Origin of the sequence: Cyanobium sp. WKJ7-Wakatipu (assembly GCF_024345355.1) — a bacterium.
In the GTDB taxonomy this organism is placed as follows: Bacteria; Cyanobacteriota; Cyanobacteriia; order PCC-6307; family Cyanobiaceae; genus Cyanobium_A; species Cyanobium_A usitatum.
On sequence record NZ_JAGQAY010000002.1, the window covers coordinates 62,137 to 88,927 of the forward strand.

General features: G+C 63.6%; 28 protein-coding genes. 14 read left to right on the forward strand and 14 right to left on the reverse strand.

Annotated features, from left to right (window positions below; translation table 11 throughout):
• Positions 1-41 precede the first annotated feature (41 nt).
• The 3 genes from KBY83_RS01520 to KBY83_RS01530 are packed head-to-tail and all read right to left on the reverse strand — an operon-like array spanning position 42 to position 3,300.
• On the reverse strand, positions 42-923 hold the full coding sequence (locus KBY83_RS01520; protein WP_255017978.1) for a transglutaminase family protein: 882 nt from the start codon (positions 921-923) through the stop codon (positions 42-44).
• Entirely contained in the window at positions 908-1,867 is a 960-nt protein-coding gene (locus KBY83_RS01525) for an alpha-E domain-containing protein (RefSeq protein ID WP_255017979.1), read from the reverse strand. The genes KBY83_RS01520 and KBY83_RS01525 overlap by 16 nt, the downstream gene beginning before the upstream one ends.
• Positions 1,861-3,300, reverse strand: coding sequence for a circularly permuted type 2 ATP-grasp protein (locus tag KBY83_RS01530; RefSeq protein ID WP_255017980.1), 1,440 nt, complete (start codon positions 3,298-3,300; stop codon positions 1,861-1,863). The genes KBY83_RS01525 and KBY83_RS01530 overlap by 7 nt, the downstream gene beginning before the upstream one ends.
• 144 nt (positions 3,301-3,444) lie before the next feature.
• On the opposite strand from KBY83_RS01530, the gene KBY83_RS01535 reads away from it, so the two are divergent.
• Complete coding sequence (locus KBY83_RS01535; protein WP_255017981.1) at positions 3,445-3,960, forward strand: PilZ domain-containing protein; 516 nt, start codon at positions 3,445-3,447, stop codon at positions 3,958-3,960.
• On the opposite strand, the gene ureC is transcribed toward KBY83_RS01535, so the two are convergent.
• Genes ureC through KBY83_RS01555 form a run of 4 tightly spaced genes read right to left on the reverse strand, consistent with a single transcriptional unit; the run spans position 3,957 to position 7,289 of the window.
• Positions 3,957-5,681, reverse strand: coding sequence for an urease subunit alpha (ureC, locus tag KBY83_RS01540; protein ID WP_106502633.1), 1,725 nt, complete (start codon positions 5,679-5,681; stop codon positions 3,957-3,959). The two genes, KBY83_RS01535 and ureC, sit on opposite strands and share 4 nt — an antisense overlap.
• Before the next feature lie 11 nt (positions 5,682-5,692).
• Positions 5,693-6,010 (reverse strand): urease subunit beta, encoded by a 318-nt coding sequence (locus tag KBY83_RS01545; protein WP_106502634.1) that lies wholly within the window; start codon positions 6,008-6,010, stop codon positions 5,693-5,695.
• 12 nt (positions 6,011-6,022) lie between these two features.
• Complete coding sequence (locus KBY83_RS01550; RefSeq protein ID WP_106502635.1) at positions 6,023-6,325, reverse strand: urease subunit gamma; 303 nt, start codon at positions 6,323-6,325, stop codon at positions 6,023-6,025.
• 37 nt (positions 6,326-6,362) lie between these two features.
• Positions 6,363-7,289: an urease accessory protein UreD gene (locus tag KBY83_RS01555; protein WP_396093189.1), complete on the reverse strand. Its 927-nt coding sequence runs from the start codon at positions 7,287-7,289 to the stop codon at positions 6,363-6,365.
• 36 nt (positions 7,290-7,325) lie between these two features.
• Here KBY83_RS01555 and ureE point away from each other — a divergent pair, with 36 nt between their 5' ends.
• The 9 genes from ureE to KBY83_RS01600 all read left to right on the forward strand — a co-directional run bounded on the left by ureE (position 7,326) and on the right by KBY83_RS01600 (position 14,916).
• Positions 7,326-7,829, forward strand: a complete 504-nt coding sequence (ureE, locus tag KBY83_RS01560; protein ID WP_255017983.1) for an urease accessory protein UreE — start codon at positions 7,326-7,328, stop codon at positions 7,827-7,829.
• Positions 7,819-8,460, forward strand: a complete 642-nt coding sequence (locus tag KBY83_RS01565) for an urease accessory protein UreF (protein WP_255017985.1) — start codon at positions 7,819-7,821, stop codon at positions 8,458-8,460. Before ureE ends, KBY83_RS01565 begins: the two co-directional genes overlap by 11 nt.
• A 9-nt stretch (positions 8,461-8,469) precedes the next feature.
• Positions 8,470-9,066: an urease accessory protein UreG gene (gene ureG, locus KBY83_RS01570; RefSeq protein WP_106502637.1), complete on the forward strand. Its 597-nt coding sequence runs from the start codon at positions 8,470-8,472 to the stop codon at positions 9,064-9,066.
• Between the two features lie 119 nt (positions 9,067-9,185).
• A complete protein-coding gene (gene urtA, locus KBY83_RS01575; RefSeq protein ID WP_396093192.1) occupies positions 9,186-10,481 on the forward strand; it encodes an urea ABC transporter substrate-binding protein in 1,296 nt (431 codons plus the stop codon).
• Positions 10,482-10,581: 100 nt separating this feature from the next.
• Positions 10,582-11,739, forward strand: a complete 1,158-nt coding sequence (locus tag KBY83_RS01580; protein WP_255018102.1) for an urea ABC transporter permease subunit UrtB — start codon at positions 10,582-10,584, stop codon at positions 11,737-11,739.
• Positions 11,740-11,742: 3 nt separating this feature from the next.
• Entirely contained in the window at positions 11,743-12,885 is a 1,143-nt protein-coding gene (gene urtC, locus KBY83_RS01585; RefSeq protein ID WP_255017987.1) for an urea ABC transporter permease subunit UrtC, read from the forward strand.
• 20 nt (positions 12,886-12,905) lie between these two features.
• The gene (gene urtD, locus KBY83_RS01590) at positions 12,906-13,655 is read left to right on the forward strand and encodes an urea ABC transporter ATP-binding protein UrtD (RefSeq protein ID WP_255018103.1); all 750 of its coding nucleotides are present in this window, start codon (positions 12,906-12,908) and stop codon (positions 13,653-13,655) included.
• 14 nt (positions 13,656-13,669) lie between these two features.
• A complete protein-coding gene (gene urtE, locus KBY83_RS01595; protein ID WP_255017988.1) occupies positions 13,670-14,404 on the forward strand; it encodes an urea ABC transporter ATP-binding subunit UrtE in 735 nt (244 codons plus the stop codon).
• Between the two features lie 38 nt (positions 14,405-14,442).
• Positions 14,443-14,916, forward strand: a complete 474-nt coding sequence (locus KBY83_RS01600) for a hypothetical protein (protein ID WP_255017989.1) — start codon at positions 14,443-14,445, stop codon at positions 14,914-14,916.
• A gap of 60 nt (positions 14,917-14,976) precedes the next feature.
• Here KBY83_RS01600 and KBY83_RS01605 read toward each other — a convergent pair whose 3' ends face one another.
• Genes KBY83_RS01605 through queC form a run of 4 tightly spaced genes read right to left on the reverse strand, consistent with a single transcriptional unit; the run spans position 14,977 to position 17,978 of the window.
• Entirely contained in the window at positions 14,977-15,117 is a 141-nt protein-coding gene (locus KBY83_RS01605; protein WP_255018109.1) for a hypothetical protein, read from the reverse strand.
• Positions 15,118-15,124: 7 nt separating this feature from the next.
• The gene (locus KBY83_RS01610; protein ID WP_255017990.1) at positions 15,125-15,991 is read right to left on the reverse strand and encodes an aminotransferase class IV; all 867 of its coding nucleotides are present in this window, start codon (positions 15,989-15,991) and stop codon (positions 15,125-15,127) included.
• Positions 15,988-17,325: an anthranilate synthase component I family protein gene (locus KBY83_RS01615; RefSeq protein WP_255017991.1), complete on the reverse strand. Its 1,338-nt coding sequence runs from the start codon at positions 17,323-17,325 to the stop codon at positions 15,988-15,990. The genes KBY83_RS01610 and KBY83_RS01615 overlap by 4 nt, the downstream gene beginning before the upstream one ends.
• A complete protein-coding gene (gene queC, locus KBY83_RS01620) occupies positions 17,322-17,978 on the reverse strand; it encodes a 7-cyano-7-deazaguanine synthase QueC (RefSeq protein WP_255018104.1) in 657 nt (218 codons plus the stop codon). The genes KBY83_RS01615 and queC overlap by 4 nt, the downstream gene beginning before the upstream one ends.
• A 123-nt stretch (positions 17,979-18,101) precedes the next feature.
• On the opposite strand from queC, the gene KBY83_RS01625 reads away from it, so the two are divergent.
• Positions 18,102-18,620: an ecotin family protein gene (locus tag KBY83_RS01625; RefSeq protein WP_255017992.1), complete on the forward strand. Its 519-nt coding sequence runs from the start codon at positions 18,102-18,104 to the stop codon at positions 18,618-18,620.
• On the opposite strand, the gene KBY83_RS01630 is transcribed toward KBY83_RS01625, so the two are convergent.
• Positions 18,621-19,277, reverse strand: a complete 657-nt coding sequence (locus KBY83_RS01630; RefSeq protein ID WP_255017993.1) for a 7-carboxy-7-deazaguanine synthase QueE — start codon at positions 19,275-19,277, stop codon at positions 18,621-18,623.
• 315 nt (positions 19,278-19,592) lie between these two features.
• Here KBY83_RS01630 and KBY83_RS01635 point away from each other — a divergent pair, with 315 nt between their 5' ends.
• The 3 genes from KBY83_RS01635 to KBY83_RS01645 are packed head-to-tail and all read left to right on the forward strand — an operon-like array spanning position 19,593 to position 24,384.
• Entirely contained in the window at positions 19,593-20,303 is a 711-nt protein-coding gene (locus KBY83_RS01635; RefSeq protein ID WP_255017994.1) for a peptidylprolyl isomerase, read from the forward strand.
• A 5-nt stretch (positions 20,304-20,308) separates the two neighbouring features.
• A complete protein-coding gene (locus tag KBY83_RS01640) occupies positions 20,309-23,242 on the forward strand; it encodes an ABC transporter transmembrane domain-containing protein (protein ID WP_255017995.1) in 2,934 nt (977 codons plus the stop codon).
• Positions 23,242-24,384, forward strand: coding sequence for an HlyD family secretion protein (locus KBY83_RS01645; RefSeq protein WP_255017996.1), 1,143 nt, complete (start codon positions 23,242-23,244; stop codon positions 24,382-24,384). The genes KBY83_RS01640 and KBY83_RS01645 overlap by 1 nt, the downstream gene beginning before the upstream one ends.
• A 35-nt stretch (positions 24,385-24,419) precedes the next feature.
• Here KBY83_RS01645 and KBY83_RS01650 read toward each other — a convergent pair whose 3' ends face one another.
• Together KBY83_RS01650 and KBY83_RS01655 are read right to left on the reverse strand one after the other, a co-directional pair.
• The gene (locus KBY83_RS01650; RefSeq protein WP_255017998.1) at positions 24,420-26,039 is read right to left on the reverse strand and encodes a CTP synthase; all 1,620 of its coding nucleotides are present in this window, start codon (positions 26,037-26,039) and stop codon (positions 24,420-24,422) included.
• A 267-nt stretch (positions 26,040-26,306) separates the two neighbouring features.
• A complete protein-coding gene (locus tag KBY83_RS01655) occupies positions 26,307-26,783 on the reverse strand; it encodes a Dps family protein (protein ID WP_255017999.1) in 477 nt (158 codons plus the stop codon).
• Between the last annotated feature and the right edge of the window lie 8 nt (positions 26,784-26,791).

Genomic DNA, 26,791 nt, shown 5'->3' on the forward strand with positions numbered 1-26,791 from the left:
TGTCTGGAAATGGAGGACACCCAATAGCAGGCACCTTTTGCTTAGGCCGACTGCATGGTTGCAGCCGGCTCTTGGATGTCTGCCTCAATGCTCCATTCCAGCAGGCTTTCGACGCCATTCGGACCTGAAAAGCTGCCGGTGACTGCAGCGGTCAACTCCGGCTTGGAGGAGGTGGCCAAGGTGATGTAGCGATCATCGATCACGCCTATGCCGCTCGGATCAAAGCCCCTCCAGCCTGCACCTGGCAGATACACCTCGGCCCAGGCGTGCAGGTCGTAGCTCTCAGGCTTTGGTTCCACCAGGTGGTAGCCGCTCACGAAGCGGGCCGGTAAACCCACGCAGCGACAGGCTTCCACCATCAGCATGGCCAGATCGCGGCAGGATCCCACCCTTTCCTTGAGGGTGCGGCCGGCGGGCCAGGCCGGACCCACATGTCGCTGGGTGTATTTGACCCGGTCTTGGATGATTTCTACCAGCTGTTGCAAAAACATCAGCGCCCTTTGATCGCTGCCCATCAGCGCTTCCTGGGCCATGTCCACCGCGGCTGGGTCGTGCTGGCCGTTGGGTAGCCAGCCCTCCAGGCTGCCGGCCAGGTCACCGTTCAGGTGGCCCACTGGGTAGGGCAGCATCGGTTCGCTGCCCTCCAGGCAAACCTGCAGCAGCGGTGCTGGTTCCGTTTCCACCAGGCTGCTTGCCCGCACTATGAACGCATCTGTTGGCCCATTGAATCGGGCCCGCAGGATTTCATCGCCGCTGGCTGCCACCAAGGGGTAGAGCCGCCCAGGCTCTGGCGTCACTACCAGCTGGAAGTCCAGTAGCCGCTGAAAGCCGTGGCCCCGTGGCTTGAGGCAGAACCGGTGCGGACCCAGCAGCACCGGGGCGCTGTAGCGGTAGGTGAAGGTGTGGGTTACGCGGGCACGCATGCGTGGTCGGCGATGAAGTAGCGCTGTTCGATCAGATCATGGAGCCGGTTGAGGTCGCTTTGCAGGTCGTCGATCGACTCGTGCAAACCTCCCGCAATCAGTTCATCGATGCGGCTGTAGCTCCAGCGGGCCAGGGTGAGGCCGCTGAGGCATTCGAGCTCGTCTGGAGCTCCTGGCACCGCCTGGCCGCGCACGATTCTCAAGGTTTCGTGGATGCGCTCCAGGCAGTAGCGCACCGAGCGCGGAAAGATCGGGTCGAGCAGTAGGAAGCTGGCCACCGCCTTGGGCTCGATCGCCTGCTGGCGCGACTGACGGAACATTTGATAGGCCCCAGCGCTGCGCAGTAGGGAGATCCACTGCAGTTCATCGAGCACGCCGCCCACCTCATCAGGTGATGGCAGCAGCAGGAAGTACTTCACATCGAGGATGCGGGTGGTTTTTTCAGCCCGCTCCAGCACCCGCCCCAGGCGGCTGAATTGCCAGGAGAGGTCGCGGCTGAGGGTGGCGTCCGTGATGCCATAAAAAAGTTGGCAGGCCCGGCGGATGTCCCGAAGTTGCTCCTGGGGAGGCTGACCCCAGAACCCCTTGTTGTCGAACAGGGTCCAATAGATGTCGTTGAGCTGCTCCCACATTTCGGTGGTGATTACATCGCGGATCTGGCGAGCGTTTTCGCGGGCGATGGCGATGCAGTTCACCACGCTGTTGGGATTGGCCTCGGCCCGCACCAGAAACTCCACCACCTGCTCCGGGCGTCCTTCTGAATAAAGACGGTCGAACAGTTCCCGATCACCACTGGCATCAACCAGGGGCAGCCAGGGTTCGGCGCTGCCGGGCGGGCAGTCGAGGGCCATCGCTTCGCTCACCTCCACAAACCGGGAGATGTTTTCGGCCCGCTCCACATAGCGGTTGATCCAATAAAGGGAGTCGGCGACGCGGCTCAGCATGGTTGTTCACTCACGATCCAGGTGTCCTTGCAGCCGCCACCCTGGGAAGAGTTGACCACCAGGGAACCCCGGCGCAGGGCCACCCGGGTGAGACCGCCCGGGCTTACCCAGGCCCCCTTGCCCCGCAGCACGTAGGGCCGTAGATCCACGTGGCAGGGGAACAGTTCGCCCTCGCTCAGCGAGGGCACGGTGGAGAGCTCGAGGGTGGGCTGGGCTACGTAGTTGCGGGGATCGGCCTGGATCTTGACGGCAAACTCCGCGATCTCCTCGCTGCTGGCGTGGGGGCCGATGAGCATGCCATAGCCACCGGCCTCGGCCACCGCTTTCACCACCAGCTCACTGAGGTGGGCCAGCACGTAGGCCCGGTCGTCCTCCCTGGAGCATAGGTAGGTGGGTACGTTTTCAATTATTGGATCTTCGCCGAGGTAGTAGCGGACCATCTCCGGCAGGTAGGCGTAGATCAGCTTGTCGTCGGCTACGCCGGTGCCTGGTGCGTTGGCGATTGCCACCCGGCCGGCCCGGTAAGCCGCCATCAGGCCCCGCACCCCCAGCATCGAATCGCTGCGGAATACGGCCGGGTCGAGGAAGTCGTCGTCGATGCGCCGGTAGATCACATCCACCGGTTCGGGCCCGGCCGTGCTGCGCATCCACACCCGGTCGTCCTGGCAGATCAGGTCGCGGCCCTCCACCAGCTGGATGCCCATCTGCTGGGCCAGGTAGCTGTGCTCGAAGTAGGCGCTGTTGAACACCCCGGGGGTGAGCAGCACCACCTTGGGGGTATCGGTCCAGGGGGCCAGCTCCCGCAGGGTCTGCAGCAGGTGGGAGGGGTAATCGTCGATAGGTTGCACCGTGCGGCCGGCAAACAGGCTCGGGAACATCCGCTTCATCACCCGGCGGTTTTCCAGGAAGTAGGCGACGCCGGAGGGACAGCGCAGGTTGTCTTCCAGCACTCGCCAGGTGCCCTGGCCGTCTCGCACCAGATCAAGGCCGGAGATGTGGCACCAGCGGCCCAGGGGCGGCTGGAAGCCCTGAAGTTGGGGCCGCCAGCCCTGGGAGCTTTCCACGTCCTGCCGCGGAATTACGCCGTCGTTGAGGATTTTTTGGGGTCCATAGACATCGGCCAGAAATAGGTCGATCGCCTCCAGCCGCTGGAACAGGCCTGCCTCAAGGCGTTGCCAGTCCGCGCTACCGATCAGCCGCGGCAGGGGGTCGAAGGGAAGGATGCGCTCACTCCCCTGGCGTCCCGAGTCATTGAGGCGAAAGGTGGCCCCCAGCCGTCGCAGCAACACGCCAGAGGCTGCGTGATTGCGGTTCAGTTCATCGAGGCCCAGCTGGCCCAGGGAGGAGAGCAGGGGCCGCAGGGTGCTGCGGGGCTGATCAGGCGCACTGAAGTATTCGTCGTAGCCCCGATTTGGTCTGTATTCCCCAAACATGCTCCATCACCTGCCATGGGGGGATCATGTCCACCCGTTGGGTTGACGCCGGTGTGGGTTGATACGGAAGGCCAGCTCCGTCCATGGCCTCTATCTTCCTTCGCCACTAGGGTGAAGCAAAGGCAGCTCCCCGGCGCTTTTGTTATGCCCAGCCATCTCCCTAATCCTGCTGGCGATGCCTCCAGACGGCCTGGTGTCTCCTGGGTAGAACCCTTCGGTAAAGATCCAGGGGGCAATGAGGCCGAAACAATCCTTACTGGGGATGAACACCTAGAAATCCTGGGTCCCGTCGATTGTCAGCGCCGCTATTTAAGGTTGGTGGCGCCTCCCTGTCCTCCGGTGCTGATTCAGCTGCCCAGCCCAGGCAGTGAAGCTCGCACCGAGTGGTTTTATGCCGACATCCTCGACATCAGTCTCGGTGGCTTGTGCCTGCTGATCTCCGGAAACCATGACTTACAGGTAGGTCAAACACTGCAGGTTGATTTCAATGTGCATCGGACCACCGACTTGCATCGGGTGGCGGGTTTTGTGCGTTGGTTTGTTCGCTCCGGCACCTTTACCACCATGGGGGTGGGCTTCAGCGAACCCCTGCCCCAGCTTCCCCAGCTGCTGCCGGAGCGGCGCAATAGCCCGCGCGAACCCAAAGTGGTGGCTGATTAGAGCAAGAAGTAGCGCTGCGCCATTGGCAGCACATCGGCTGGTTCGCAGCTGAGCAGCACCCCATCGGCGAACACCTCATAGGTCTGGGGGTCAACCTCAACATTTGGCAGGGCCGTGTTGTTTTTCATTGAGGCCTTGCCGATGTCGCCGCGGGTGTTGGTCACGGGCACGCAGGGGCGTTTGAGGCCCAGCTGGCGGGGTAGGTCGGCATCGAGGGCTGCCTGGCTCATGAAGGTGAGGCAGCTGGGGGCCAGGGCGGCCCCAAAAGCGGCAAACATCGGCCGGCCGTGCACCGGTCCGGGGGTGGGGATCGAGGCGTTGGCATCGCCCATCTGGGCCCACACGATTGAGCCGCCCTTGATCACCAATTCCGGTTTCACCCCGAAAAAGCCCGGCTTCCACAACACCAGATCGGCCAGTTTGCCCACCTCCACCGAACCGATCTGGGAATCGAGCCCGTGGGCGATCGCCGGGTTGATCGTGGTTTTGGCGATGTAGCGCTTCAAGCGGGTGTTGTCGTTGCGGCCTCCAGATGAAGCGGCGTCTTCGGGCAAGGCGCCGCGCTGCACCTTCATCTTGTGGGCGGTCTGGAAGGTGCGGGTGATCACCTCGCCCACCCGGCCCATGGCCTGGGAGTCGCTGGCAATGATTGAGAAGGCGCCTAGGTCGTGGAGGATGTCTTCGGCGGCAATCGTTTCGCGGCGGATGCGTGATTCAGCGAAGGCCACGTCTTCCGGGATGCGCGGATCCAGGTGGTGGCAAACCATCAGCATGTCGAGGTGCTCCTCGAGCGTGTTGCGGGTGTAGGGGCGGGTGGGATTGGTGCTGCTGGGCAGCACGTTGGCCTCGCCGCAGATCTTGATGATGTCCGGGGCGTGGCCGCCGCCGGCCCCCTCGGTGTGAAAGGTGTGGATAGTGCGCCCGCCGATGGCGCGGATCGTGTCTTCCACAAAGCCCGCCTCGTTGAGGGTGTCGGAGTGGATGCACACCTGCACGTCGAAGCGATCGGCCACCGTGAGGCAGCAGTCGATCGCGGCTGGGGTGGTGCCCCAGTCTTCGTGCAGCTTGAGGCCGCAGGCGCCGGCGCGCACCTGCTCCTCGATCGCTTCAGGAGTGGAGGCGTTGCCCTTGCCGTAGAAGCCCAGATTCACCGGCAGGCCCTCGGCGGCCTGCAGCATGCGGGCCAGGTGAAAGGCGCCCGGGGTGCAGGTGGTGGCGTTGGTGCCGGTGGCCGGGCCGGTGCCGCCCCCCAGCAGGGTGGTTACACCGCTGGCCAGGGCCGTTTCAATCTGCTGCGGGCAGATGAAGTGGATGTGGGTGTCGATTGAGCCGGCGGTGAGGATGTGCCCCTCGCCGGCGATCGCTTCGGTGCCCGGGCCCACCACGATCGTCACGCCCGCCTGGGTGTCGGGGTTGCCCGCTTTGCCGATGGCGCAGATGCGGCCGTCGCGCAGGCCGATGTCGGCCTTGACGATCCCCCACCAATCCAGGATCAGGGCGTTGGTTATGACCGTGTCCACGGCGCCCTGGCTGCGGGGGGTCTGGCCCTGGCCCATGCCGTCGCGGATCACCTTGCCGCCGCCAAACTTCACCTCATCGCCATAGACGGTGAAATCCTTTTCCACCTCCAGAAATAGTTCGGTGTCGGCTAGGCGCAGCCGATCGCCGGTGGTGGGGCCGTAGGTCTCGGCGTAGGCGCGGCGGGAGATGCGGTATGGCATGTGGAAAAGGGTTAATCGAGCGGTCCGTTGACCAGGCCGTTGAAGCCGAAGACGCGGCGCTCGCCGGCGAAGGGCACCAGCTGCACCTCGCGGCTGTCGCCGGGCTCAAAGCGGATAGCCGTGCCGGCGGGAATGTCGAGCCGCAGGCCGCGGGCGGCGTCGCGGTCAAATTTGAGCGCGCTGTTGGCTTCGTGGAAATGAAAGTGGGAGCCCACCTGCACGGGACGATCGCCGCTGTTGGCCACCAGCAGCGTTGTCACGGGGCGGCCGGCGTTCAGCACGATCTCACCGGGTTCGGGCAGTAGTTCACCAGGGATCAGGGGGGGCATGGTTTTCGGTGATCAGCGGATCGGGTCGTGCAGGGTCACGAGCTTGGTGCCGTCGGGAAACATCGCTTCGATCTGCACTTCGCTTACGAGCTCCGGGATGCCCTCCATCACCTGTTCACGGCTCAGCCAGGTGCTGCCCTCGGCCATCAGGGCGGCAACGGTCTTGCCGTCCCGGGCGCCCTCGATCACCTGGAAGCTGAGCCAGGCAACGGCCTCGGGGTGATTCAGCTTGAGGCCGCGGTTGAGCCGCCGCTCCGCCAGCAGGGCGGCGGTGACGATCAGCAGCTTGTCCTTTTCCTGGGGGGTTAGGTGCATGGCCCAACTTTGGCAGCTTTAGGGCGCCTTGACCCGTTCAGCCTGAACCCAAGGGCTGTTCCTGGAAGGGCCATACCCGCGGCAGTTCTGGGGCGCTGAGGCCGCGTTCGGCCCGGATCCGGGCCCATACCCTGGTGAACCAAAACCGGGCTGCCTGACTGGAAGGGCCGCGGTAGCGGGCGATCAGGCCCTGATCCAGGGCTCCGCAGGCCAGGTCGCCCTCCAGACCCTGGCGGTCGCTGCGGCAGTCGGCCAGCAGCTGGGCTAGGGCAGCGGCCCCCAGGGGCTGCGGCGCTGCCCACACCAGCGATCCCAGTACCGGTTGGCCCGCCATGCCGTGTTCTGCAGCGAGGCTGGCGCCGCTGATTTCCAGGGGATCCACCAGCTCCCAGCGGCGACCTTCGGGGCCGCGGCGACAAACCTGCAGCCGTGAACGCCAGCAGCCCTGGCCCAGGGTTTCGCCGGCGGCGCTGCGGCCCAGCCGTACGACGTCCATGCCCAGCCAGCTGGCCCCCGCCGCCAGCTCCACCGTGAGGTTCTGCTCCAGCAGCCCGCCGGCAAACAGCACCAGCTCCTGGGGCAGCCATTCCAGGTCGCTGCCGGCTTCGAGGCTGAAGTGCAAACTCTGGCGGGCCCACTGGCCCTGCGGCACCAAACGGGACCGCCCCACCGTGCCATACACCTTCTGGGCCGCCACGCTGGTGAGCAGGGCTTGGCTACCTGGGGCGAGGTGGGCCCGCAGGGTGAGTTGGTCGCCCCCCACCAGGCCGCCGGCGGTGTGCAGGAGGGGCAATTCGCAGCGGCCGTCTGCCTGGGGGTAGGCCCGTTGCAATTTCAGAGGGGATGTAGCCCAGCCCTGATGCACCGTGACCGGCGGCTCTCCCAGACTGCCCTGCCGGGCCGTGAACTCCAGCTCAGCGGCGCCGTGCCAGCGGCCTGCCGCAATGGTGTTGGGATGATTCACCAGGCATGCTGTTTAGAGACCATGGTGCACCCGGCGATGGCCAGCTCCGAGCCTGCTGACGGGCCTTTGGTGCTGCGTGAGCGCGGGCTGGCCGCCAGCCCGGGGGCCGTTCCTGCCTTGGTGCTTGCCCTTTCGGCGGCGGAGCGCGCCCAGCTGCGGGGGTTGCGTTGCACAGCCTGTGGCAGGCAGGTGCTGCTGCAGCTGCCCCGGGGGGCAGCCCTGGAACCCGGTGAGTGGCTGGCCGCCACGGCTGCCGAACCGCTGGTGCAGGTGCGGGCGGCGGCGGAGGAGCTGATCCAGGTGCGCAGCGCCGATCCCCTGGCCCTGCTCCAGGCCGCATATCACCTTGGCAATCGCCACGTGGCCATGGAGATCAGGGCTGGTGAATTGCGCCTGCTCGCCGATTCCGTGCTGGCCCACCTGCTGGAGCATCGCGGTCTGCAGGTGGGCCAGCTGCAGGCTCCCTTTCAGCCCGAGTCCGGTGCCTACGGCCCCATCCACGGCCACAGCCACGCCCACAGCAGTAGCCATGACCACTAGCCGGTTGCGCTTGTTTCAGCTGATTAGCCCAGCGCTGCCGGTGGGGGCCTTCAGTTATTCGGAGGGCTTGGAGGTGCTGGTGCAGCGCGGGCTTTTGCTGGACGGGGCTGGGGCGAGGTCCTGGCTGGAGGCTGAGTTGCAGCGCGGCACCTTGGTGCTGGAGGCTGCCAGTTTGCCCGGTTTGCTGCTGGCTGAAGCAGCCGAATTGCGCGAGCGCGATAGCTGGTTGCTGGCCCTGCGGGAGGCGGCCGAGGTGCGCGCCCAGCAGCGCCAGATGGGCGCATCGCTGCTTGGGCTACTAGCCGACCTCGGCTTCAATCCGCCCGCCTTGAACCTGGCTTGGCCGGCAGCTTTTGCCCTGGCGGGCCGCGCCTTGGAGGTTGGCGCCACCGAGCTGGTGGAGGCCTACTTGTATGGCTGGGTGGCAAACCAGCTCAGTGCGGCGTTGCGGCTGGTGCCTCTTGGACCCACCGAGGCCCAGCGCCTGCAGCTGGGTTTGGCGCCTTTGATTGCCCAGCGGGCCCTAGAACTGGCGGCTACCGATCCCGATCAGCTCTGGAGCGGTGGCGTGGGTGCGGGTCTGGCCCAGTTGCGCCACGCCGAGCTGTACTCCAGGCTGTTTCGCAGCTGAGCGGATCGGATGAGCAAGCTGCGGGTGGGCGTGGCCGGGCCGGTGGGCTCGGGCAAAACCGCCCTGGTGGAGGCCCTCTGCCGGCGGCTGCGCGATCGCCTGCAGCTGGCGGTTGTCACCAACGACATCTACACCCAGGAGGATGCCCAGTTCCTCACCCGAGCTGGGGCCCTTGAGCCCGAGCGCATCCGCGGCGTCGAAACCGGTGGCTGCCCCCACACCGCCATCCGCGAGGACTGTTCGATCAACCGGGCGGCGGTGGCCGAGCTGGAGGCGGCCTTCCCCGATCTGGATCTGGTGCTGGTGGAGAGCGGCGGCGACAACCTGGCCGCCAGCTTCAGCCCCGAGCTCGTGGACCTCTGCATTTATGTGATCGATGTGGCCGCCGGCGACAAAATTCCTCGCAAGGGCGGCCCGGGGATCACCCGCTCCGATCTGCTGGTGATCAACAAGATCGACCTGGCTCCCATGGTGGGAGCCAGCCTCGAGGTGATGGCAGCCGACACCGAACGCATGCGCCCTGGGCGCCCTTGGTGCTTCACCAACATCCGCAGCGGCGAAGGACTAGAGGCGGTGGAAAAGTTTTTGTGGGCCCAGCTGCCCTGATTAGCTTTCTTTTGCGAGATCCGTAGCAACCACTACAAAGCGAAAGTGTGACTACTGGATACCTTCCACTGACCGCTAAATAGCAGCGGGACATTCAGCGGTTTCCCGTAGGAGTTTTTATGAAGTCTTCCCTGATGAGCAAAACCACCATGCGTTATGTCGCTGGTGCTACGGCGATGGCAGCGAGCCTTTCGCTGGTGGCCTGCGGCGGCGGCGGCGAAAAAGCCTCTGGCGATTTCGACGGTGAAGTGAAGGTGGGGATTCTGCATTCCCGCTCCGGCACCATGGCCATCTCCGAAAACACGGTGGCTGAAGCCGAGTTGATGGCGATCGAGGAGATCAACGCCAAGGGCGGGATCACCATCGATGGCAAGAAGCTGAAGATTGTTCCCGTCGAAGAGGATGGTGCCTCTGATTGGCCCACCTTCGCCGAGAAAGCCAAAAAACTGATCGATCAGGATCAGGTGGCTGTGGTGTTTGGTGGCTGGACCTCAGCTAGCCGCAAGGCGATGCTGCCGGTGTTCGAGGCCAAGGATCACTTCCTCTTCTATCCGATCCAGTACGAAGGTCAGGAGTGCTCCAAGAACATCTTCTACAGCGGTGCTACACCCAATCAGCAGGCTGAGCCGGCTGTCTCCTGGCTGCTCAAGAACAAGGGCAAGGACTTCTTCCTAGTGGGCTCCGATTACGTGTATCCGCGCACCGCGAACACGATCATGAAGGAGCAGCTCAAGGTTGAGGGCGGCAATCTGGTGGGTGAGGACTACCTGCCGCTTGGCAACACCGAGGTGGCTCCGATCATTGCCAAGATCAAGCAGGCCCTGCCCAAGGGTGGCGTGATCGTCAACACTCTGAACGGTGACAGCAACGTCGCCTTCTTCAAGCAGATGAAGGCTGCTGGCATCACCCCTGCCAATGGCTACTCGATTATGAGCTTCTCAATTGCTGAGGAGGAGGTTGCGGCAATTGGCCCCGAGTATCTGGAAGGCACCTATGCGGCTTGGAACTTCTTCCAGAGTCTCGACACCCCGGCTTCCAAGAAGTTCACTACTGATTTCAAGGCCAAGTATGGCGAGAATCGGGTCACCAACGACCCGGCTGAATCCGCCTACAACATGGTCTACCTCTGGGCCGCTGGAGCGGAGAAGGCCAATAGCGTTGACGACAACGCAGTGCGCAAGGCGCTAATCGGTGTGACTTTTGATGCCCCCCAGGGCAAGATCGAGGTGCAGCCCAATCACCACACCACCGAGCTGGTGATGATTGGTGAGGTCCAAAAGGATGGCATGTTCAAGATCATCGAGAACAAGGGTGTGCTCAAGCCGATTGCCTGGAACCAGTTTGTACCCGAAACCAAGGGTTATACCTGCGATTGGACCCAGGATCGTCCTGATGCTGGCAAGTTCAAGATGTGAGCCTTCGGCTTTCCTATTGACTTCAGATCGGGGGGAGCTTAGCTCCCCCTTTTCACTTCGTTTTTATTTTTCTTTCCCTTGCCGAGCCCTGTTGGGCGCCATGGATCTTCTTTACGACACACTCTTCAATGGCTTAGCCATCGGTTCGGTGCTGGTGCTGGCCGCCCTTGGCCTGGCCGTAGTCTTTGGCTTGATGGGGGTCATCAACATGGCCCACGGCGAGTTGATGATGCTCGGGGCTTACACCACCTTCGTGGTGCAAAACCTATTTAAAAATGGCCCTCTGGAGGGTCTTTTCCCTATCTACATTTTGGTGGCGATACCGCTTGCTTTTTTAGTGAGTGGTTTAGCTGGCTTGCTGCTAGAAAAAACCGTGATTCGGCGCCTATATGGCAGGCCGTTGGAAACTCTTTTGGCAACCTGGGGGGTAAGCCTGATTTTGCAGCAATTTGTGCGCTCGGTGAGCAGTGCCTTTGTTGTGGGGCTTGTGGTGGCCGTGGCTCTGGGGCTGGTAGCACCACTGCTGTGGCCCAGCTCCTGGGCTCAACGGCGCTGGACCCCATTGCTTGCAGTGGCTAGCTGGGTAATTTCTGGCCTAATTGGCATCATTTTGGCTGCCGGCCTAGGTGGCGTTCGGGTGCTGGATCAGCCCTGGTTTAGCGCTCGCAACCTAGACGTCACTGCTCCGCTTTGGTTGCGTGGTTCGGTTGAACTTGGCGGTGTCAATATGCCAACGGCACGCCTGTTCATTGTTGCTCTTACGGCGATTGCCCTGGTGGCGGTGCATTGGTTTCTGCAGAAGAGCATCTGGGGGATTCGCATCCGGGCCGTTACCCAAAATCGTTCGATGAGCGACTGCCTGGGGATTCCCACCGAAACCGTCGATGCGCTCACCTTTTTGGTGGGATCGGGCCTTGCTGGAGTGGCTGGAGTGGCCGTGACTTTGCTTGGCTCGGTGGGCCCAAACCTCGGCGGCAACTACATCGTTGACTGCTTCATGGTGGTGGTGTTGGGTGGTGTTGGCAAACTTCTCGGCACGGTTGTAGCGGCCCTGGGTATTGGAGTTCTCACCTATGTGATCGGCTCTGGCTCCCTACTGCTGCTCTGGCCAGCCATGCCAGCCGGCCTCAATGAGCTGATCACATTTTTTGCCACCACTTCGATGGCAAAGGTGCTCGTGTTTGCTCTGATCGTCCTGTTCCTGCAGTTCAGGCCCGCTGGCCTGTTCCCGCAGAAGGGACGGCTGGTGGAGGCCTGAGCCATGGCGAAATTGCGCACCTGGTTGCCGTGGCTGCTGCTTGTGGCAGCAGCGTTGATCTTGCCGGCGATCTTGCCGCCGTTCCGGCTCAACCTCCTGGGTCGGTTTTTGTCCCTGGGAATCGCAGCCCTGGGTATAGACCTGATCTGGGGTTTTACTGGCATGCTGAGCCTGGGTCAGGGCATCTTCTTTGCCCTAGGTGGCTATGCCATTGGCATGCATTTGCAGCTTTTATCTCTGGCGCCTGGGGAGTTGCCTGAATTTTTCGGGCTTTATGGAGTTAAGCAGCTCCCTGTTTTTTGGCAGCCATTTCAGTCTTTTGTGTTTACGGGCTTGTGTATTTGGGTGTTGCCTGCCTTGGTGGCAGGTGTGCTTGGTTATTTAGTTTTTCGCAACCGCATCAAGGGGGTCTACTTTTCGATTCTTACCCAGGCGGCTCTGCTGGTCTTTTTCAACTTTTTTAATGGCCAGCAAAAGCTGATTAATGGCACCAATGGCCTCAAAACTGATACCGCCCGGATCTTTGGGGAGCTGGTGGGCAGTGATGCCATGCAGCGCAACCTTTTCTGGCTCACTGTGGTGTTGGTGATGGCTGCGTGGTTGCTCTGCCGCTGGCTCACCCGTGGTCGCTTTGGCGATGCCTTGATCGCCATCCGCGATGACGAGCCGCGCTTGCGCTTCACCGGCTACAACCCCACGGCTTACAAAACCCTGGTGTTTGCAATTGCCGGTGCCATGGCTGGCGTGAGCGGTGCCCTCTACACCGTGCAGTCAGGCATTGTGTCGCCCCAATACATGGCCGTGCCTTTCTCTATTGAGATGGTGATCTGGGTGGCGGTGGGTGGCCGCGGCACCTTGATCGGAGCCGTGCTTGGAGCCGTTTTGATCAACTACGCCAAGAGCCTGGTGAGTGAACAACTGCCGGAAACCTGGCTGTTTATCCAGGGTGGTTTGTTCCTATTGGTGGTCACGGCGCTGCCTGATGGCTTGGTGGGTTGGTGGCGTCAGGGTGGCCCGCGCCATATCCAGGCCATGGTTGGCTGGCCAGCATTGGCGCCCACTTATCCCGGCTTGGATCTCGACCCTGCGGCGCAGGCGGAGCGCCAGGCCTTTAGGTCCGATCTGCCTCCCGGAGGTGCCCCATGAGTTCGTCTACTGCCGCCCCTTTGGTCGCCCCGTTGCTGGAGCTACGCGGTGTCAGCGTCAGCTTCGATGGTTTTTGGGCCCTCAACGATCTCAATCTCTCCCTGGCACCTGGCGAGCTGCGGGCTGTGATCGGCCCGAATGGTGCGGGTAAAACCACCTTCCTTGATGTGATCACAGGCAAGGTGCGCCCCACCAAAGGCGACGTGGTGTTTCGAGGGCGCTCGTTGCTAGGCATCGCCGAGCACCGCATCGCTCGGCTCGGGATTGGTCGCAAATTTCAGACCCCGCGCGTTTACCAAAACCTCAGCCCTCGCCGCAATCTGGAGCTGGCTGTTAAGGGCAGCCACTCACCTTTCAATCTGCTATTTGGCAGCCTCGATAGCCGTCAACGCCAGCGGGTTCAAGAGTTGCTGGCGGTGGTTGGCCTCGAGGTGCATGCCTCCCGGCGGGCTGGCAGCCTTTCCCACGGGCAGAAGCAGTGGCTTGAGATAGCCATGTTGCTGGCCCAAGACCCTTATGTGCTGCTGGTGGATGAGCCGGTGGCGGGCCTTTCCGAGGAGGAGACCGAGCGCACCGGTGCTTTGCTGCGCAGCCTTGCGGGCGACCACACCGTGCTGGTGATCGAACACGACATGGATTTCATTCGAGAGCTCGATTGCCCTGTAACCGTGCTCCATGAGGGTCACGTGCTCTGTGAGGGCACGATGGAGACGGTGCAGAGCGATCCCCGCGTGATCGAGGTTTATCTCGGTGTTGAGGACGACGTATGACTGCTTCTGCCACCATGACAACCCCACCCCAGGGCGAGGCCAGTCGCTTGCTGAGCGTGCGCGGCCTCAACGTCTATTACGGGGAGAGCCATATTCTCCGCAACGTCGATCTATCGATCGCGCCTGGTCAGATGGCCTGCCTGATCGGGCTCAATGGAGTTGGTAAAACCACCCTGCTCAAGTCGATCATCGGCCTGGTGCCCCAGCGCAGCGGTTGCATTGAGCTGGCAGGCAGCGACTGCGGCGGCCTGGCCCCCCACCGCCGCGCCCGGGCGGGCATTGGCTATGTGCCCCAAGGGCGGGAGATCATTCCCCAGCTCAGCGTGCGCGAAAACCTGCTGCTGGGTCTGGAAGCCCTGCCGGGGGGTATGGGTCGCCATCGCCATATCGACCCGCTGGTGTTTGAGCTATTCCCGGTGCTGGAGAAGTTTTTGGCTCGCCGTGGCGGCGATCTCTCCGGTGGCCAACAGCAGCAGCTGGCCATCGCCCGGGCCCTGCTTGGCAAGCCCCGTCTGCTGCTGCTCGATGAACCCACGGAGGGCATTCAGCCCTCGGTGGTGCTCGACATCCAGCGGGCCGTGAGCCGCATCATTCGAGAGACTGGCATTTCGGTGTTGCTGGTGGAGCATCACGCCAGTTTTGTGCGCCAATCCGACTGTTATTACGCCATGCAGAAGGGCGGCATCGTGGCCAGTGGCGCCACGGCCGATCTCAGCTCGGAGATGATCCAGCGCTTCTTGAGCGTTTGAGGCTATAAATAGGCTGATTAAAGTCACCCAGAAATCTGATGCGCCCTTCCCTTGTGGCGGTCTTTGCGGCAGGTCTGTGCAGCACCACCCTGGTAGCCGGTTTGGCTCCAGTTCAGGCCCAAACCTGCCAGTTCCTGGCGCCAGTGGGTGGCGATGGCACCACCAACATCGTCACCAAAACGATTGGTGCAGGCAATCCCTTTGGCCGCCCCAACTGGAACACCGATTTCTTCGTCACTCAGCCCTACGGCAGCTACAAGTTCTTCTTCACCGCCAACTCCTCGGTGAGTGCCACCTACCCCATCCAGGGCTATCTCAAGTTCACTGACGGCTCCAGCTTGCAGGTGATCAATGAGTCGTTTGCGCCCCAGATGGGCACCGGCCGCATGTGGGGCCCCTTCCCCGCCATTCCCGGCAAAACCGTGAGCCAGCTCAACTTCAAGATTGGTGCCAGCGCAGACCAGGCGGCCACTGGTTTCACCTATCGCATTTCCACCATGGGTTGCAACTGAGGTAGGCGGGAGCTGGTGGCGATCGGAAATACCACCAAGACCGAGTGGCACGCAGGTGATCTAGGCGTTCCAGCCGCCGATGAACCCGGCGGTGCGGCCGTGACTGAGCAGGGGGATCTGGGCAAGGGCGCCGGAACTGCTCACCACGGCCAGGGTGAGGCTGCGTAGCCCCAGCTGGCGCGAGAGTTCGGAGGTGGTCATCGCCGGGTCATGGGCTGGCCTGCAGGAGTTGTCGCCAGAACCTCTCCGCCTCCTGGCTGCCGCCGCCAGATGGGGCGGGGTCGGCTAGCAGCAGGGCGCCCAGGTGGCTGATCGGCCGGCAGCCCAGGCTGTTGATCAACCAGGCCGCTTCGCAGCTGGCCACATCTTGCTCGTTGACCGGGGCTTCAGTGATCAGGCCCCGATCCAGACCCCGTTGCCGCATCACCCCCGGCAGGCAGCCGCTGCTCAGGGGCGGGGTGATCCAGGAGCCCCCGCGCCACACCAGCAGGTTGGCGCTGGTGCCGCAGCAGAGGCCGCCGGCGGAGCTGGCCAGCAGGGCGTCGTCGGCGCCTGCCTCCAGGGCCTGGCGGCGGGCCTGGATCGAGGCCCCGTAGGCGAAGCTCTTGCAGCGGCTCAGCAGGCTGGTGGCGCTGCGGGTTTCGGTGGCACTAACGATCACTCGCACCGGCTCGAAACACGGTTTGATGGCACTGAGCTGCAGCCAGAAGCTGGGGCTGCAGTTGCTGGGCGGGTCGATGCCCCGTGCACCGCTGCCGCGGCTCCAGTTGAGTCGCAGGGTGCCGCTGCTGCCCAGGGCCGTGCCGATGCCGCTGCGCTCGATCGCTGCGGCGATCAGGGGCTGCACGGTCGCCGCTCCTGGCGGTGGCGGCAGCCCCAGCAGCGCCGCCGAGCTCTGCCAGCGGCCCAGGTGTGCCTCCAGCAGCCAGGCGTGACCGGCCTCCACCAGCAGGGTTTCAAACAGGCCATCGGCCAGCAGCAGGCCCCGATCGCTGATCGGCAGGGTCAGGGTCTGGGGCGTCCCCCAGCGCCCCTGCCCCGAGCCGTCGCCCAGCCAGGCGATCGGGGCGCTCATGCCAGGGCCTCCAGCAGCGGCTGCAGTTTCCAGCCCAACTCCTCGGCTTCGGCGGCGGGGTCGGAGTCGGCCACGATGCCGCAGCCGGCGTGGGCCCGTAGGCGCTGGCCGCGCAGCAGCAGCGAGCGGATCAGGATGTTGCTGTCGAACTGGCAGTCGCTGCCAATCCTGAATAGGGAGCCGCAGTAGGGCCCTCGCGGCACCGGCTCGAGGCCATGCAGGCGCTGGCAGGCGCGGATCTTGGGGGCGCCGGTGATCGAACCGCCTGGCCAGCAGGCCCGCAGCAGGTCAATCGTGTCGAACCCCGGCTCCAGCTGGCCCCGCACCACGGAGGTGAGGTGGTGCACCTGGCGGTAGCTCTCCAGTCCTACCAGCTGGGGCACCTGGATCGAGCCTGGCTTGCACACCCGGCCCAGGTCGTTGCGCAGTAGGTCGACGATCATCACGTTCTCGGCCCGGTCCTTCGGGCTGGTCACCAGGTCGGCGGCGGCGTCGGCATCGGCGTCGGCATCGCCATGGCGTGGCCGGGTGCCCTTGATCGGCCTGGTTTCCACCTGGCCGCCTTCCCCCACCCGCAGAAATCGCTCCGGCGAAGCCGACAGCACCGCCTCCCCCGCCGCCGCCCCGCCGGCGATCGCCAGGCCGCCAAACGGGGCGGCGCATAGCTCGCGCAGGCGGCCGTAAAGGTCGAGGGGATCTGCGGGCCTTAACAAGGTGTGCTCGCAGCAGGCGGTGAGATTGGCTTGGAAAAGATCGCCGGCGGCGATCCAGGCCAACACTTCCTCCACCTGGGCGGCAAAGCGCTCCGGTGGGGTGTGCCAGTGCCAGGAGGCTGGCGCGATCGCGGCCGTGGTTTGTCTACCTGGCGCGGTGCCTAGATCAAGCCGCTCCAACAGGGCAGCGAAGCTGCTTAGCCGCGCTGGATCTTGACCCTCCAGCCACTGCTGCTGGCTGCCATGGTCAAACACCAGCACCGGGTCGTGGCGGGCGGCCCAGAGCAGGGCCATGTCGGGCGACTGCCAATGGGGTGCCGGCTCCACCCAGGCCCCGGCTTCGTAGCTGAGCCAGCCCATCCAATGGCCGCCGCCAGCGGCTAGATCGGCCAGCAGCGCAAAGGGATCACTGGCTCCGGTCTCCCCCGGTAGGCCGCGGCAGATGCGCTGCTCCAGGGGCGCCAGGCCGAGGCGGCTGCAGGGGCCCTGGGCGCTGCCATCGCTATCGAGCCACACCAGACCTTCCCTCCCCAACTCGGCCGCCAGGGCTTGCACCAGGGGCCAGGGATCCCGCCAGGGCAGGGGGTGATGCAGGATCTCGCGGTGGCGGGGCGGGCTCATACCCCGGCTGCCAGCAGGGCGGCATCGCGTATGCGGCAGCTGTCGCATACGCCGCAGGGCTGCTCGCCGCCCTCGTAGCAGCTCCAGGTGCGCTCGATCGGCACGCCGAGCCGCCGGGCCTCTTGCACGATCCTGGTTTTGCTCCAGGTCACCAGGGGTGCCCAGAGCTGGGCGGCGTGGCCTTCGCGGCCGGACTTGCTGGCCAGCTCAGCCAGGGTCTGGAAGGCTTCGAGGTAGTCGGGACGGCAGTCGGGGTAGCCGGAGTAGTCGACAGCATTCACGCCCAGCACCAGCTTCTGGGCGCCGCGGGCCTCAGCCAGGCTCAGCGCCAGGGCGATGAACACGGTGTTGCGTCCCGGCACATAGGTGCTCGGGATCACGCCCGCCTCAACCCCGGCGCTGGGCACGGCGATGGTGGTGTCGGTGAGGGCGGAGCCACCCCAGGCGGCCAGGTTGACGGCGATGGTGTGGTGTTCAGCCAGCCCCAGGAGCGGTGCCAGTTCGGCCGCGGCTTGCAGTTCGCGGCGATGGCGTTGGCCGTAATCCAGCGACAGCCCGATCACCTGATAACCGGCTTCGATCGCCAGGGCCGCGGCGGTAGCCGAATCCAGGCCGCCGGAGAGCAGGGCGATGGCGAGGGGTGGGGCAGGCATGGGTGCGGCAGACACGGCTACTGGGCTGGCGATGGCGTTGAGGCGCTTGTACAGAAGTACATCTTCCCCAATGCCAGCGCCGCTTGCGGCCGCCACGATGGCCATAACAGCGCATTTGTGGATATGAATTGGGCCAGGGGCATCAAGAACGCAGCGCTTGTTTTGCTGCTGGCTGCGGCGCCCGTCTCGGCGGTTCCGCGGCTGGATCTTTCCAGTTACCCCAAAGTCGCTGCCGGCGACCGGCGCTGGGTGATTCAGCTGCCGGGGGTGCTGCCCCTCAACCCCGATTCCACCATGTCGACAAACTCCGCCGACTGGCGAGTGCAGTTGTTGGTGGGACAGATGGTGCAACTGGATTGCAATCGCCAGATGTTCGGCGGCAAGCTCCGCGCCGTGAAACCCGCCCAGAAAGGTGGCCCGGTGATCTATCGGGTCACGGATGTGGGGCAGTTGGCCTCCACCCGCATGGCCTGTCCGGCGGACCAGCCGCGGCGCCTCGGCTTTGTGCCGATGGCCGGTAAGGCGTTTGTGGTGCCCTACAACGCCAGCCGCCCGATCGTGGTCGATGCCCCTCGGCCGCTGGAGCTGCGCTGGCGGCTGTGGAAGGCGGAAAGCCAGGAGCGCCCGGCGCAGCTGCAGTGATCAGCGCAATCCCAGCAACTTGTGGCTCTGCAGGCTGAGCCGCCATTCGGGGTTGCGGCGCACGTAATCGATCGCCAGGGCCTGGCCGGCTGGGGAGTCCCAGCCTGGTTGCAGCAGCAGCTCGGGGCCAGGACTCCCGCCGCGCGCCTCCCGGGCTTGGACTGCCATGGCTGCGGCAAAGGCCAGATCGGCGGCCTCGTGCACCACCACCTTGAGCTCCTGGCAGGCGGCAAGCAGCTCGGTGCTGGGAGGGCGGTGGCGCTTAGGCGAAAGGGTGATCCAGGCGAAGCGGCCGCTGAGCTGATCCACGCCGCTGGTTTCCAGGTGCAGGGGCAGGCCTGAGGGCTCCAGGGCCTCGCAGAGCAAGCCCAGGTTGTGATGCAGCGGTTCACCGCCGGTGATCACAACAAAAGCGGCACCGGCTTCGGCGGCGGCCTCGGCTTCGCCAGCCAGCTCAGCCAGGGGGCGCTGGGGGTGCAGATCTGCAGGCCAGGAGTGTTTGGTGTCGCACCAGGGGCAGGCCACCGCGCAGCCCCCCAGGCGGATGAAGAAAGCGCTGCGGCCGGCTTGCAGGCCTTCACCCTGGAGGGAGTGGAAGGTTTCAACTACTGGCAGGGCAGTTGCTGGCAGCGAATCGGCGGCCAGGGGCTGGGGCACCGGGCTGAGGGGAATGGAATTGCCTGATTGGTCTAATGCTTGGCGTTCCGTTTGGTTTGGAGTGCTTGCGTGCAGGCAAGCCCGGGCTAGTGGAGTTTTATTTGCATCTGCTTGCATTCAGGACTGGACAGCACGGGGCAAATCCATCAAATTGTATTGATAGAATAATTGACATCTGTTGGAGGGTTTTGCGCAATCGCGCAAATTCGTGCAAATGTTTTATTATTTGTAAATCTCTCAAAGACAGGCTTATTTATGTCGGTTGAGTCTCAAGGGAGTCTCGCGGTTTCATTCGAAGACTTGGCCCGCCTTGGCTTGCTTGAGCCCTATATTCGAGCCAATCTGCTGGCATTGGCGGCTAGCGATGTTGCACTCAGCGATGAGCAAATAGATGCGGCTAGGCAGGCTTTTTGTCGTCAGCATCAAATCCGCGACGCCGAGGCCCTCAAGGCCTGGGCACTAGCCCACATGCTCAGCCCTGCTGCCCTCGAGGCGCAGATGCGACAGTCCGTGCAGCTGCAGCTCCTCTGCCAGGGCGACTTTTCCGCCAAGGCGGAAGCTCGCTTTCTGCAGCGCAAGAATCAACTCGATCGTGTCGTCTACAGCCTGCTGCGCCTCCGCGATGGTGGTCTCGCCCGCGAGCTCTATTTGCGCATTGATGATGGCGAGGCCAATTTTGCCGATTTAGCCGCCCGCTATGCAGAAGGGCCTGAGCAGGCAACCCGCGGCATTGTGGGCCCGGTGCCCCTCACCCAAGCCCACCCTGCCTTGGTAGATCGACTGCGCACCGCTCCCCCTGGCGTAGTGCTCGAGCCCTTCCAAATCGAATCCTGGTGGCTGGTGGTGCGGCTCGAAAGCCTCACTTCCGCCACCTTCGATGAGGCCACCGCCGCCCGCATGGCTGAAGAGCTGTTCGAGCAGTGGATCTCTGAGCAGGTTGAACGACGTCTCGTGGACCTGCGGCCCCTGTTGGAGAAACGCGTATCCGCCGATGCGAGCCAGAAGGCCAGCCTAGGCTCATCATGAGTGCCATGGACGATTCCGCCCCTTCGCAGCTGCCTGCCCATCCCGCCTTTGCCGGGTTGTCGCACTCCAGCGCCGAGCGTTTGCAGCAGCAGCTCAGCCGGCGTCAGTTTGCTGTTGGTGATCCCCTTTGCCTTAGGGGCTTGATCCCCTCTGAGATCCTGCTGCTTCAATCCGGCACAGCTCGCTTGCTGGTGCGGGATCAGGGCCGCCTGCGCACCGCAGAAAAGCTGGGACCGGGCAGCTTTGTGGGCCTGGCCTCCCTGTTGCGCGCTGCTCCCTGTGAGGAGGTAAGTGCGGGCTCCGAAGTGGAAGCCCTGGTGCTGGCCGATTCCCTGATCCTGGAGTTGCTGGCCAGCGAACCCTCCTTTGCCCAGTGGTGTGGCTCCCATCTATTCACCGCTGAATTGGCAGCCTTACTGGCCCTGCTGCTTGAGCAGCACCCCCAGGCCGGCACTTCGCTCCAGGAGTTGCTGGATCAGGCCCGCCCCCAGGCTCGATTGGTTGCGCCTGAGCCGTCGGCCCTGGCCGCCCTGCCGATTGAGTTCAGCTTGCTGGCCGCTAGCCACAACCTGATCGATCACCCCCTCGGGGCAGCGCTAAATCCCCGCCAGGGTGTGCCGGCTGCCACCCCACCACTTCCTCCACGACTGATCGCCCTGCCTGCGGAGCTGCTGGCGCCGGTAGCTCCAGTGCTGGAAGCCGAGTTGATGCCGGAGGGCTCTGGCAGCTCTGGCCAACCTGGCGGCTCCAATCCGCCTTTGGCTTCAGCCCTTGATCTGGGCCAGCGGGATCGCACGGCCCTGCAACTGCTGCGCGGCAACGGCCCCCTCGAGGAAACCCTCGCCTGTTTTCAGATGTTGGCGGCGGAGCTCAAGCTGCCCTTCCGCCGCGATGCGATCGAGAAGATCCTGCGCGATGTGTTGCGCCGCGGCCAGACGCCGGACCTGCAGCTCTGCGGCAATCTTGCCGCGATGATGGGTCTGCACGTAAGCGGCGTGCGGGTGCCTGCCAACCAGGGCACGCGCCTGCAGACCCCGGCCCTGATCCCCTGGCAGGGCGGGTTTGCCGTCGTGCGGGGCGCCAATGCCCGCGGTTTGCTGCTGGCCTCCCCGCGGCAGGGTTGGGTGGAGATTCCCCCCGACCAGCTTCCCGAGGCCTTCCCCGATGGCATCGATGTGCTGATGCTGGAGCGCAGCTCTGCCACCCCTGAGGAGCGCTTTGGCTTTGCCTGGTTCTGGCCAGCTTTGCAGCGCTACCGCGGCATCCTCACCCAGGTGCTGATCGCCTCCTTTGTGGTGCAGCTGTTCAGCCTGGCCAACCCCCTGCTGATTCAGGTGATCATCGACAAGGTGATCAACCAGCGCAGCCTCGATACTTTGCAGGTGCTGGGCTTTGCCCTGGTGGTGGTGACCTTGATGGAGGGTTTGATCGGCGCCCTGCGCACCTTCCTATTCAGCGAAACCACTAATCGCATCGACCTGCGCCTAGGCGCCGAGGTGATCGACCACCTACTGCGGCTGCCGCTCAATTACTTCGACCGCCGTCCCGTGGGCGAACTCGGTACCCGTATCGCTGAGCTGGAGAAGATCCGTAATTTCCTCACCGGCCAAGCGCTCACCACCCTGCTCGACACTGCCTTCTCGGTGATCTATATCGCCGTGATGCTGATCTACAGCTGGCTGCTCACCTTGATCGCCCTGTGCGTGCTGCCGATTCAGATCGGCCTCACCGTGCTGGGGGCTCCCCTCTTCCGCCGTCAATACCGCGATGCGGCCCAGGAGAACGCCCGCACCCAGAGCCACCTAGTTGAGGTGCTCACCGGCATCCAGACGGTGAAGGCCCAGAACGTCGAGATGATCAGCCGCTGGAAGTGGCAAGACCTCTACGGCAAATACATCTCCCGCACCTTTGAAAAAACAATCACCGGTACGGCCCTTAACGAAACATCCCAGGTGCTGCAGAAGCTCTCCCAGCTGCTGGTGCTCTGGGTGGGTGCCTCTTTGGTGCTTTCCGGCGACATGACCCTGGGCCAGTTGATCGCCTTCCGGATCATCTCCGGCTACGTCACCCAGCCTTTGCTGCGGCTCTCTTCGATCTGGCAGAGCATCCAGGAGCTCAAGGTTTCCTTTGAGCGCCTTGCTGATGTGGTCGACACCCCGGAGGAATCAGACGAGGCTGATAAGCAGAAGATTCCTCTGCCGCCCATCGCCGGCGAGGTGCGCTTTGACGACCTCTGCTTCTCCTTCACCCCCGGCGGGACCCAGGTGTTGCGTCACATCGACTTCACCATCGCCGCTGGCACCTTTGTGGGGGTGGTGGGTCAGAGCGGTAGCGGTAAGAGCACCCTCACCAAAATGCTAGCCCGCCTCTATTCACCAGGTAGCGGCCGGATCCTGATCGACAACTACGACATCGACAAAGTTGAGCTTTACTCTCTGCGCCGCCAAATCGGCATCGTGCCCCAGGAGCCCCTGCTATTCACTGGCACGGTGGCAGAGAATATTGCCCTCACCGATCCCGATGCCAGCAGTGATGCGATCGTCCAGGCTGCACGTCTGGCCTGCGCCCACGATTTCATCATGGAGCTTCCTGCGGGCTACAGCAGCACTGTGGGAGAACGCGGCGCCGGCCTTTCCGGCGGCCAGCGGCAGCGGCTGGCCCTCGCCCGCACCCTGCTCTCCCAGCCCCGGCTGCTGGTGCTCGATGAAGCAACTAGCGCTCTCGACTACGACACCGAGCGCCGCGTTTGCGACAACTTGCTCGACAACCTCAAGCACTGCACCGTTTTCTTTATTACCCACCGGCTCTCCACCATCCGCCGCGCCGAGCTAATCGTGATGATGCACGAAGGAGCCATCGTGGAAACGGGCACCCACGATGAGTTGATGGAGCGCCGCGGTCGCTATTACGCCCTTTACCGCCAGCAGGAGGTCAACTGATGTCGATTGTGCGCCGCGCCCAAAACGCTATTGAGCGCCGGGTTCAGACCAGCCATGAGGAGATGGCGCTGCAGCAGTCGCGCTTTTTAGCGCGTGCCATCACTTGGGCCCTACTGGGCACCACAGCTGCTGGCCTGGCCTGGCTTGCCTTAGCCAAAACCGACGAGGTGGTGGTCGCCTCTGGCAAGCTCCAGCCGATCGGCGATGTCAAAACCATCCAAATGCCGGTGGGTGGTGTGCTGGAAACCATGCTGGTCAAGGACGGTCAGCGGGTCAGCCAGGGCCAGGTGCTGCTGCGCCTCGACAACGAGGCTACCCTCGACCGTCAGGAGAGTTTGCGTACCACCATCACCGCTAAGAAGGCCCAGCTGCGTCTCAAGGAGGTGGAGCTGGCTCGCTATCTCAACCTCAACGACACCGAGCAGACGGTTACACGGCAGAACCTCGTGCTGGAAACCGAAATCCTGCAGCGGCTTGAGGGCCTCAAGGCAGTTGGGGCCTCTGCGGAGTTGCAGTATTTGCAACAGCGCAACAAGGTGCGTGAGGTTGATGGCGAGATCGCCAAGCTCAAGGTAGATCGCTTGCGTCAAACTGCGATCATCGAGCAGGCTCTGGAGCAGGTCAAAGGAGAGCTGGCCGATCTCGGTAGCAAGCTCACTGAGCTGCAGGTCAATATCCGCTACCAGGATGTGCGTTCCCCGGTGGATGGGGTGGTGTTTGATCTCAAGCCCACCGGCCCAGGTTTTGTGGCCCAAGGCAGTGAGCCGGTGATGAAGATTGTTCCCTATGATGCTCTCCAGGCCAAGGTGGAGATTGAGAGCAGCGATATTGGTTTTGTGCGAGTTGGTCGCCCTGCCGATATCAGCATCGATTCCTTTCCTGCTACCGATTTCGGAGTGCTGCTTGGCACCGTTAAGCGCATTGGCTCAGATGCTTTGCCCCCAGATGAGCGCAATCAGACCTATCGCTTCCCAGCCACGATTGCCCTCGATACCCAGCAGCTCAAGCTGAAATCTGGCAAGAGCCTGCCTTTGCAGGTGGGTATGTCACTCACGGCTAATATCAAGCTGCGCAAGGTAACTTATTTGCAACTTCTGCTTGGAGAATTTAAAGATAAGACAGACTCCCTCAAGCAAATCTAGCTAATTCTGGCTGTCAAATTGTTTTAGTGAAACAGTCAATTCTGATGATCTTGCTTGGGCAGGCGCTGCTGGGCGGCCTCAATCAAGCCGCGAAATAGGGGGTGAGGCTTGCCGGGGCGGGAGAGAAATTCGGGGTGATATTGGCAGGCTGTAAAATATGGGTGGCTCGGTAACTCAATTAATTCAACTAGGCGACCATCAGGCGAGGTGCCGCTGATTGTGTAGCCCGATTCGGTGAAGAGACTGCGGTAAGCATTGTTGAATTCGTAGCGGTGGCGGTGGCGTTCGTATACAACTTCGTCGCCATAAAGGCGATGAGCCATCGTGTCTGCAGCTAGGCGGCAGGGGTAAACGCCCAGTCGCATCGTGCCGCCCAGATCAACTACGTCCTGTTGCTCAGGCAGTAGGTGGATCACCGGATGGGGCGTGTCGGCATCAAGTTCGGCGCTGGTGGCACCGGCCAGGCCCGCCTGGTTGCGGGCCCACTCGATCACGGCGCACTGCATGCCCAGGCACAGGCCCAGGAAGGGCACCTGCTGTTCCCGTGCCCAGCGGATTGCAGCCACCTTGCCGTCTACGCCTCGGTTGCCGAAGCCGCCGGGCACCACCACCGCATCCATGCCGGCCAGCAGGGCTTCTGCGCCCTGGCTTTCAAGCTGCTCGGCGCATACCCAGTGCAGATCAAGCGAAGCATCCCGATCCAGGCAAGCGTGGCGCAGGGCCTCCACCACCGATAGATAGGCGTCGTTGAGCTGCACGTACTTGCCCACCAGCGCCACCTTCACCGCCGGGCCGGGGTGGCGCAGTTTGGTTACCAGCTCCTGCCAGCGGGCCATGTCACTTTCAGCGTTGCTGAGCTGCAGCACATCGAGCACCTCGCGGCAGAGCCCCTCCTGTTCCATCGCCAGCGGCACCGCGTAGATGCTGTCGGCGTCTAGGGCCTGGATCACGGCCCGCTGCGGCACGCCGCAGAAGCCACCGATCTTGCGGCGCAGCTCGTTGCTCACGGGCCGGTCGCTGCGGCACACCAGCACATCGGGCTGGATACCGATCGAGCGCAACTCCTTTACCGAGTGCTGGGTGGGCTTGGTCTTGAGCTCGCCCGAAACGCCAATGAAGGGCAGCAGGGTGACGTGCACATAGGCCAGGTCTTGACGGCCCACATCGCCCCGGAATTCGCGTATCGCCTCAAGAAACGGCAGCGATTCGATGTCGCCCACCGTGCCGCCGATCTCGCCAATCACAACGTCGGCATTGCTGTTGGCGGCTACCCGATGGATGCGCTCGCGGATTTCGCGGGTGATGTGGGGGATCACCTGCACGGTGCCGCCGTTGTAGTCGCCGCGGCGCTCCTTGTTGATCACCGACTGGTAAATCGAGCCGGTGGTCACGCTGTTGAGGCGCGACATGGCGGTATCGGTGAAGCGTTCGTAGTGGCCCAGATCCAGATCGGTCTCGGCGCCGTCCTCGGTGACGAACACCTCACCGTGTTGGTACGGGCTCATCGTGCCCGGGTCCACGTTCAGATACGGGTCGAGCTTGAGGATCGAAACGCTGTAGCCGCGGCTCTTGAGCAGGCGCCCCAGGCTGGCGGCCACGATGCCCTTGCCGATGCTCGACACCACGCCGCCGGTGACAAAGACGAACTTGCTCATGTCCCGGTGGCTGCCCCTTCAATGTACCGGGCGCTGCCTGCGGGGGCTGGCTGGGTTCGGCGGTCACGCCCGCTGCGCGGGCAACACCGCGCTCACCGCAGCCCCCCCCGCAGGAGCTACATGCGTTCTAGGGGCTGGTTCGGGTGTTATGAGGATCGGCCCGGCTTGCTGAGGCTGCTTGCTCCGCTGGTGCCGTTGCGGTGAGGCCGGTATTGCCCGCGCAGCGGGCGTCGACCGGCCGATCCCAGCGGCACCAGCGGCACTTGATCAGCCCTCGAGCAGGCTGCGCAGCATCCAGGCGGTCTTCTCGTGGATCTGCAGCCGCTGGGTGAGCAGGTCGGCGGTGGGTTGGTCGTTGGCCCCATCGGCGGTGACCATGACGCCGCGGATGGTGCGGGCGACCGCCTCGTGGCCGAGGACCAGCTCGCGCACCATCTCCAAGGCTGCCGGGATGCCCTGGCTTTCGGCGATTGAGGAGAGCTGGCCGTAGGTGGCGCCGCCAAAGGGGGCCGGGCAGCCAAGGGCACGGATGCGCTCGGCGATGGCGTCTAGGGCGTTCCAGAGCTCGGTGTACTGCCCCATAAACATCAGGTGCAGGGTGTTGAACATCGGCCCGGTGACGTTCCAGTGGAAGCCGTGGGTTTTGGCGTAGAGCACGGTGCTGTCGGCCAGCACGCGGCCCAGGCCTGCGGCGATCTCGAGCCGCTGGGCTTCCGGGATGCCGATGTCAATGTCGGTTGCCATGGCGACTT

Excerpts from the sequence above, each read along its gene's own strand:
- KBY83_RS01640 (WP_255017995.1), top strand. The coding sequence starts at position 20,309 with ATGGACGATTCCGCCCCTTCGCAGCTGCCTGCCCATCCCGCCTTTGCC.
- KBY83_RS01545 (WP_106502634.1), bottom strand. The coding sequence starts at position 6,010 with ATGCCCCCCCTGATCCCTGGTGAACTACTGCCCGAACCCGGTGAGATC.
- KBY83_RS01600 (WP_255017989.1), top strand. The coding sequence starts at position 14,443 with ATGCGCCCTTCCCTTGTGGCGGTCTTTGCGGCAGGTCTGTGCAGCACC.
- KBY83_RS01610 (WP_255017990.1), bottom strand. The coding sequence starts at position 15,991 with ATGAGCGCCCCGATCGCCTGGCTGGGCGACGGCTCGGGGCAGGGGCGC.
- KBY83_RS01525 (WP_255017979.1), bottom strand. The coding sequence starts at position 1,867 with ATGCTGAGCCGCGTCGCCGACTCCCTTTATTGGATCAACCGCTATGTG.
- KBY83_RS01580 (WP_255018102.1), top strand. The coding sequence starts at position 10,582 with ATGGATCTTCTTTACGACACACTCTTCAATGGCTTAGCCATCGGTTCG.
- KBY83_RS01550 (WP_106502635.1), bottom strand. The coding sequence starts at position 6,325 with ATGCACCTAACCCCCCAGGAAAAGGACAAGCTGCTGATCGTCACCGCC.
- KBY83_RS01615 (WP_255017991.1), bottom strand. The coding sequence starts at position 17,325 with ATGAGCCCGCCCCGCCACCGCGAGATCCTGCATCACCCCCTGCCCTGG.
- ureC (WP_106502633.1), bottom strand. The coding sequence starts at position 5,681 with ATGCCATACCGCATCTCCCGCCGCGCCTACGCCGAGACCTACGGCCCC.
- urtE (WP_255017988.1), top strand. The coding sequence starts at position 13,670 with ATGACAACCCCACCCCAGGGCGAGGCCAGTCGCTTGCTGAGCGTGCGC.
- KBY83_RS01605 (WP_255018109.1), bottom strand. The coding sequence starts at position 15,117 with ATGACCACCTCCGAACTCTCGCGCCAGCTGGGGCTACGCAGCCTCACC.
- KBY83_RS01650 (WP_255017998.1), bottom strand. The coding sequence starts at position 26,039 with ATGAGCAAGTTCGTCTTTGTCACCGGCGGCGTGGTGTCGAGCATCGGC.
- queC (WP_255018104.1), bottom strand. The coding sequence starts at position 17,978 with ATGCCTGCCCCACCCCTCGCCATCGCCCTGCTCTCCGGCGGCCTGGAT.
- KBY83_RS01625 (WP_255017992.1), top strand. The coding sequence starts at position 18,102 with ATGAATTGGGCCAGGGGCATCAAGAACGCAGCGCTTGTTTTGCTGCTG.
- KBY83_RS01645 (WP_255017996.1), top strand. The coding sequence starts at position 23,242 with ATGTCGATTGTGCGCCGCGCCCAAAACGCTATTGAGCGCCGGGTTCAG.
- KBY83_RS01535 (WP_255017981.1), top strand. The coding sequence starts at position 3,445 with ATGCCCAGCCATCTCCCTAATCCTGCTGGCGATGCCTCCAGACGGCCT.
- ureE (WP_255017983.1), top strand. The coding sequence starts at position 7,326 with ATGGCCAGCTCCGAGCCTGCTGACGGGCCTTTGGTGCTGCGTGAGCGC.
- KBY83_RS01565 (WP_255017985.1), top strand. The coding sequence starts at position 7,819 with ATGACCACTAGCCGGTTGCGCTTGTTTCAGCTGATTAGCCCAGCGCTG.
- KBY83_RS01520 (WP_255017978.1), bottom strand. The coding sequence starts at position 923 with ATGCGTGCCCGCGTAACCCACACCTTCACCTACCGCTACAGCGCCCCG.
- ureG (WP_106502637.1), top strand. The coding sequence starts at position 8,470 with ATGAGCAAGCTGCGGGTGGGCGTGGCCGGGCCGGTGGGCTCGGGCAAA.
- KBY83_RS01530 (WP_255017980.1), bottom strand. The coding sequence starts at position 3,300 with ATGTTTGGGGAATACAGACCAAATCGGGGCTACGACGAATACTTCAGT.
- urtA (WP_396093192.1), top strand. The coding sequence starts at position 9,186 with ATGAAGTCTTCCCTGATGAGCAAAACCACCATGCGTTATGTCGCTGGT.
- KBY83_RS01655 (WP_255017999.1), bottom strand. The coding sequence starts at position 26,783 with ATGGCAACCGACATTGACATCGGCATCCCGGAAGCCCAGCGGCTCGAG.
- urtC (WP_255017987.1), top strand. The coding sequence starts at position 11,743 with ATGGCGAAATTGCGCACCTGGTTGCCGTGGCTGCTGCTTGTGGCAGCA.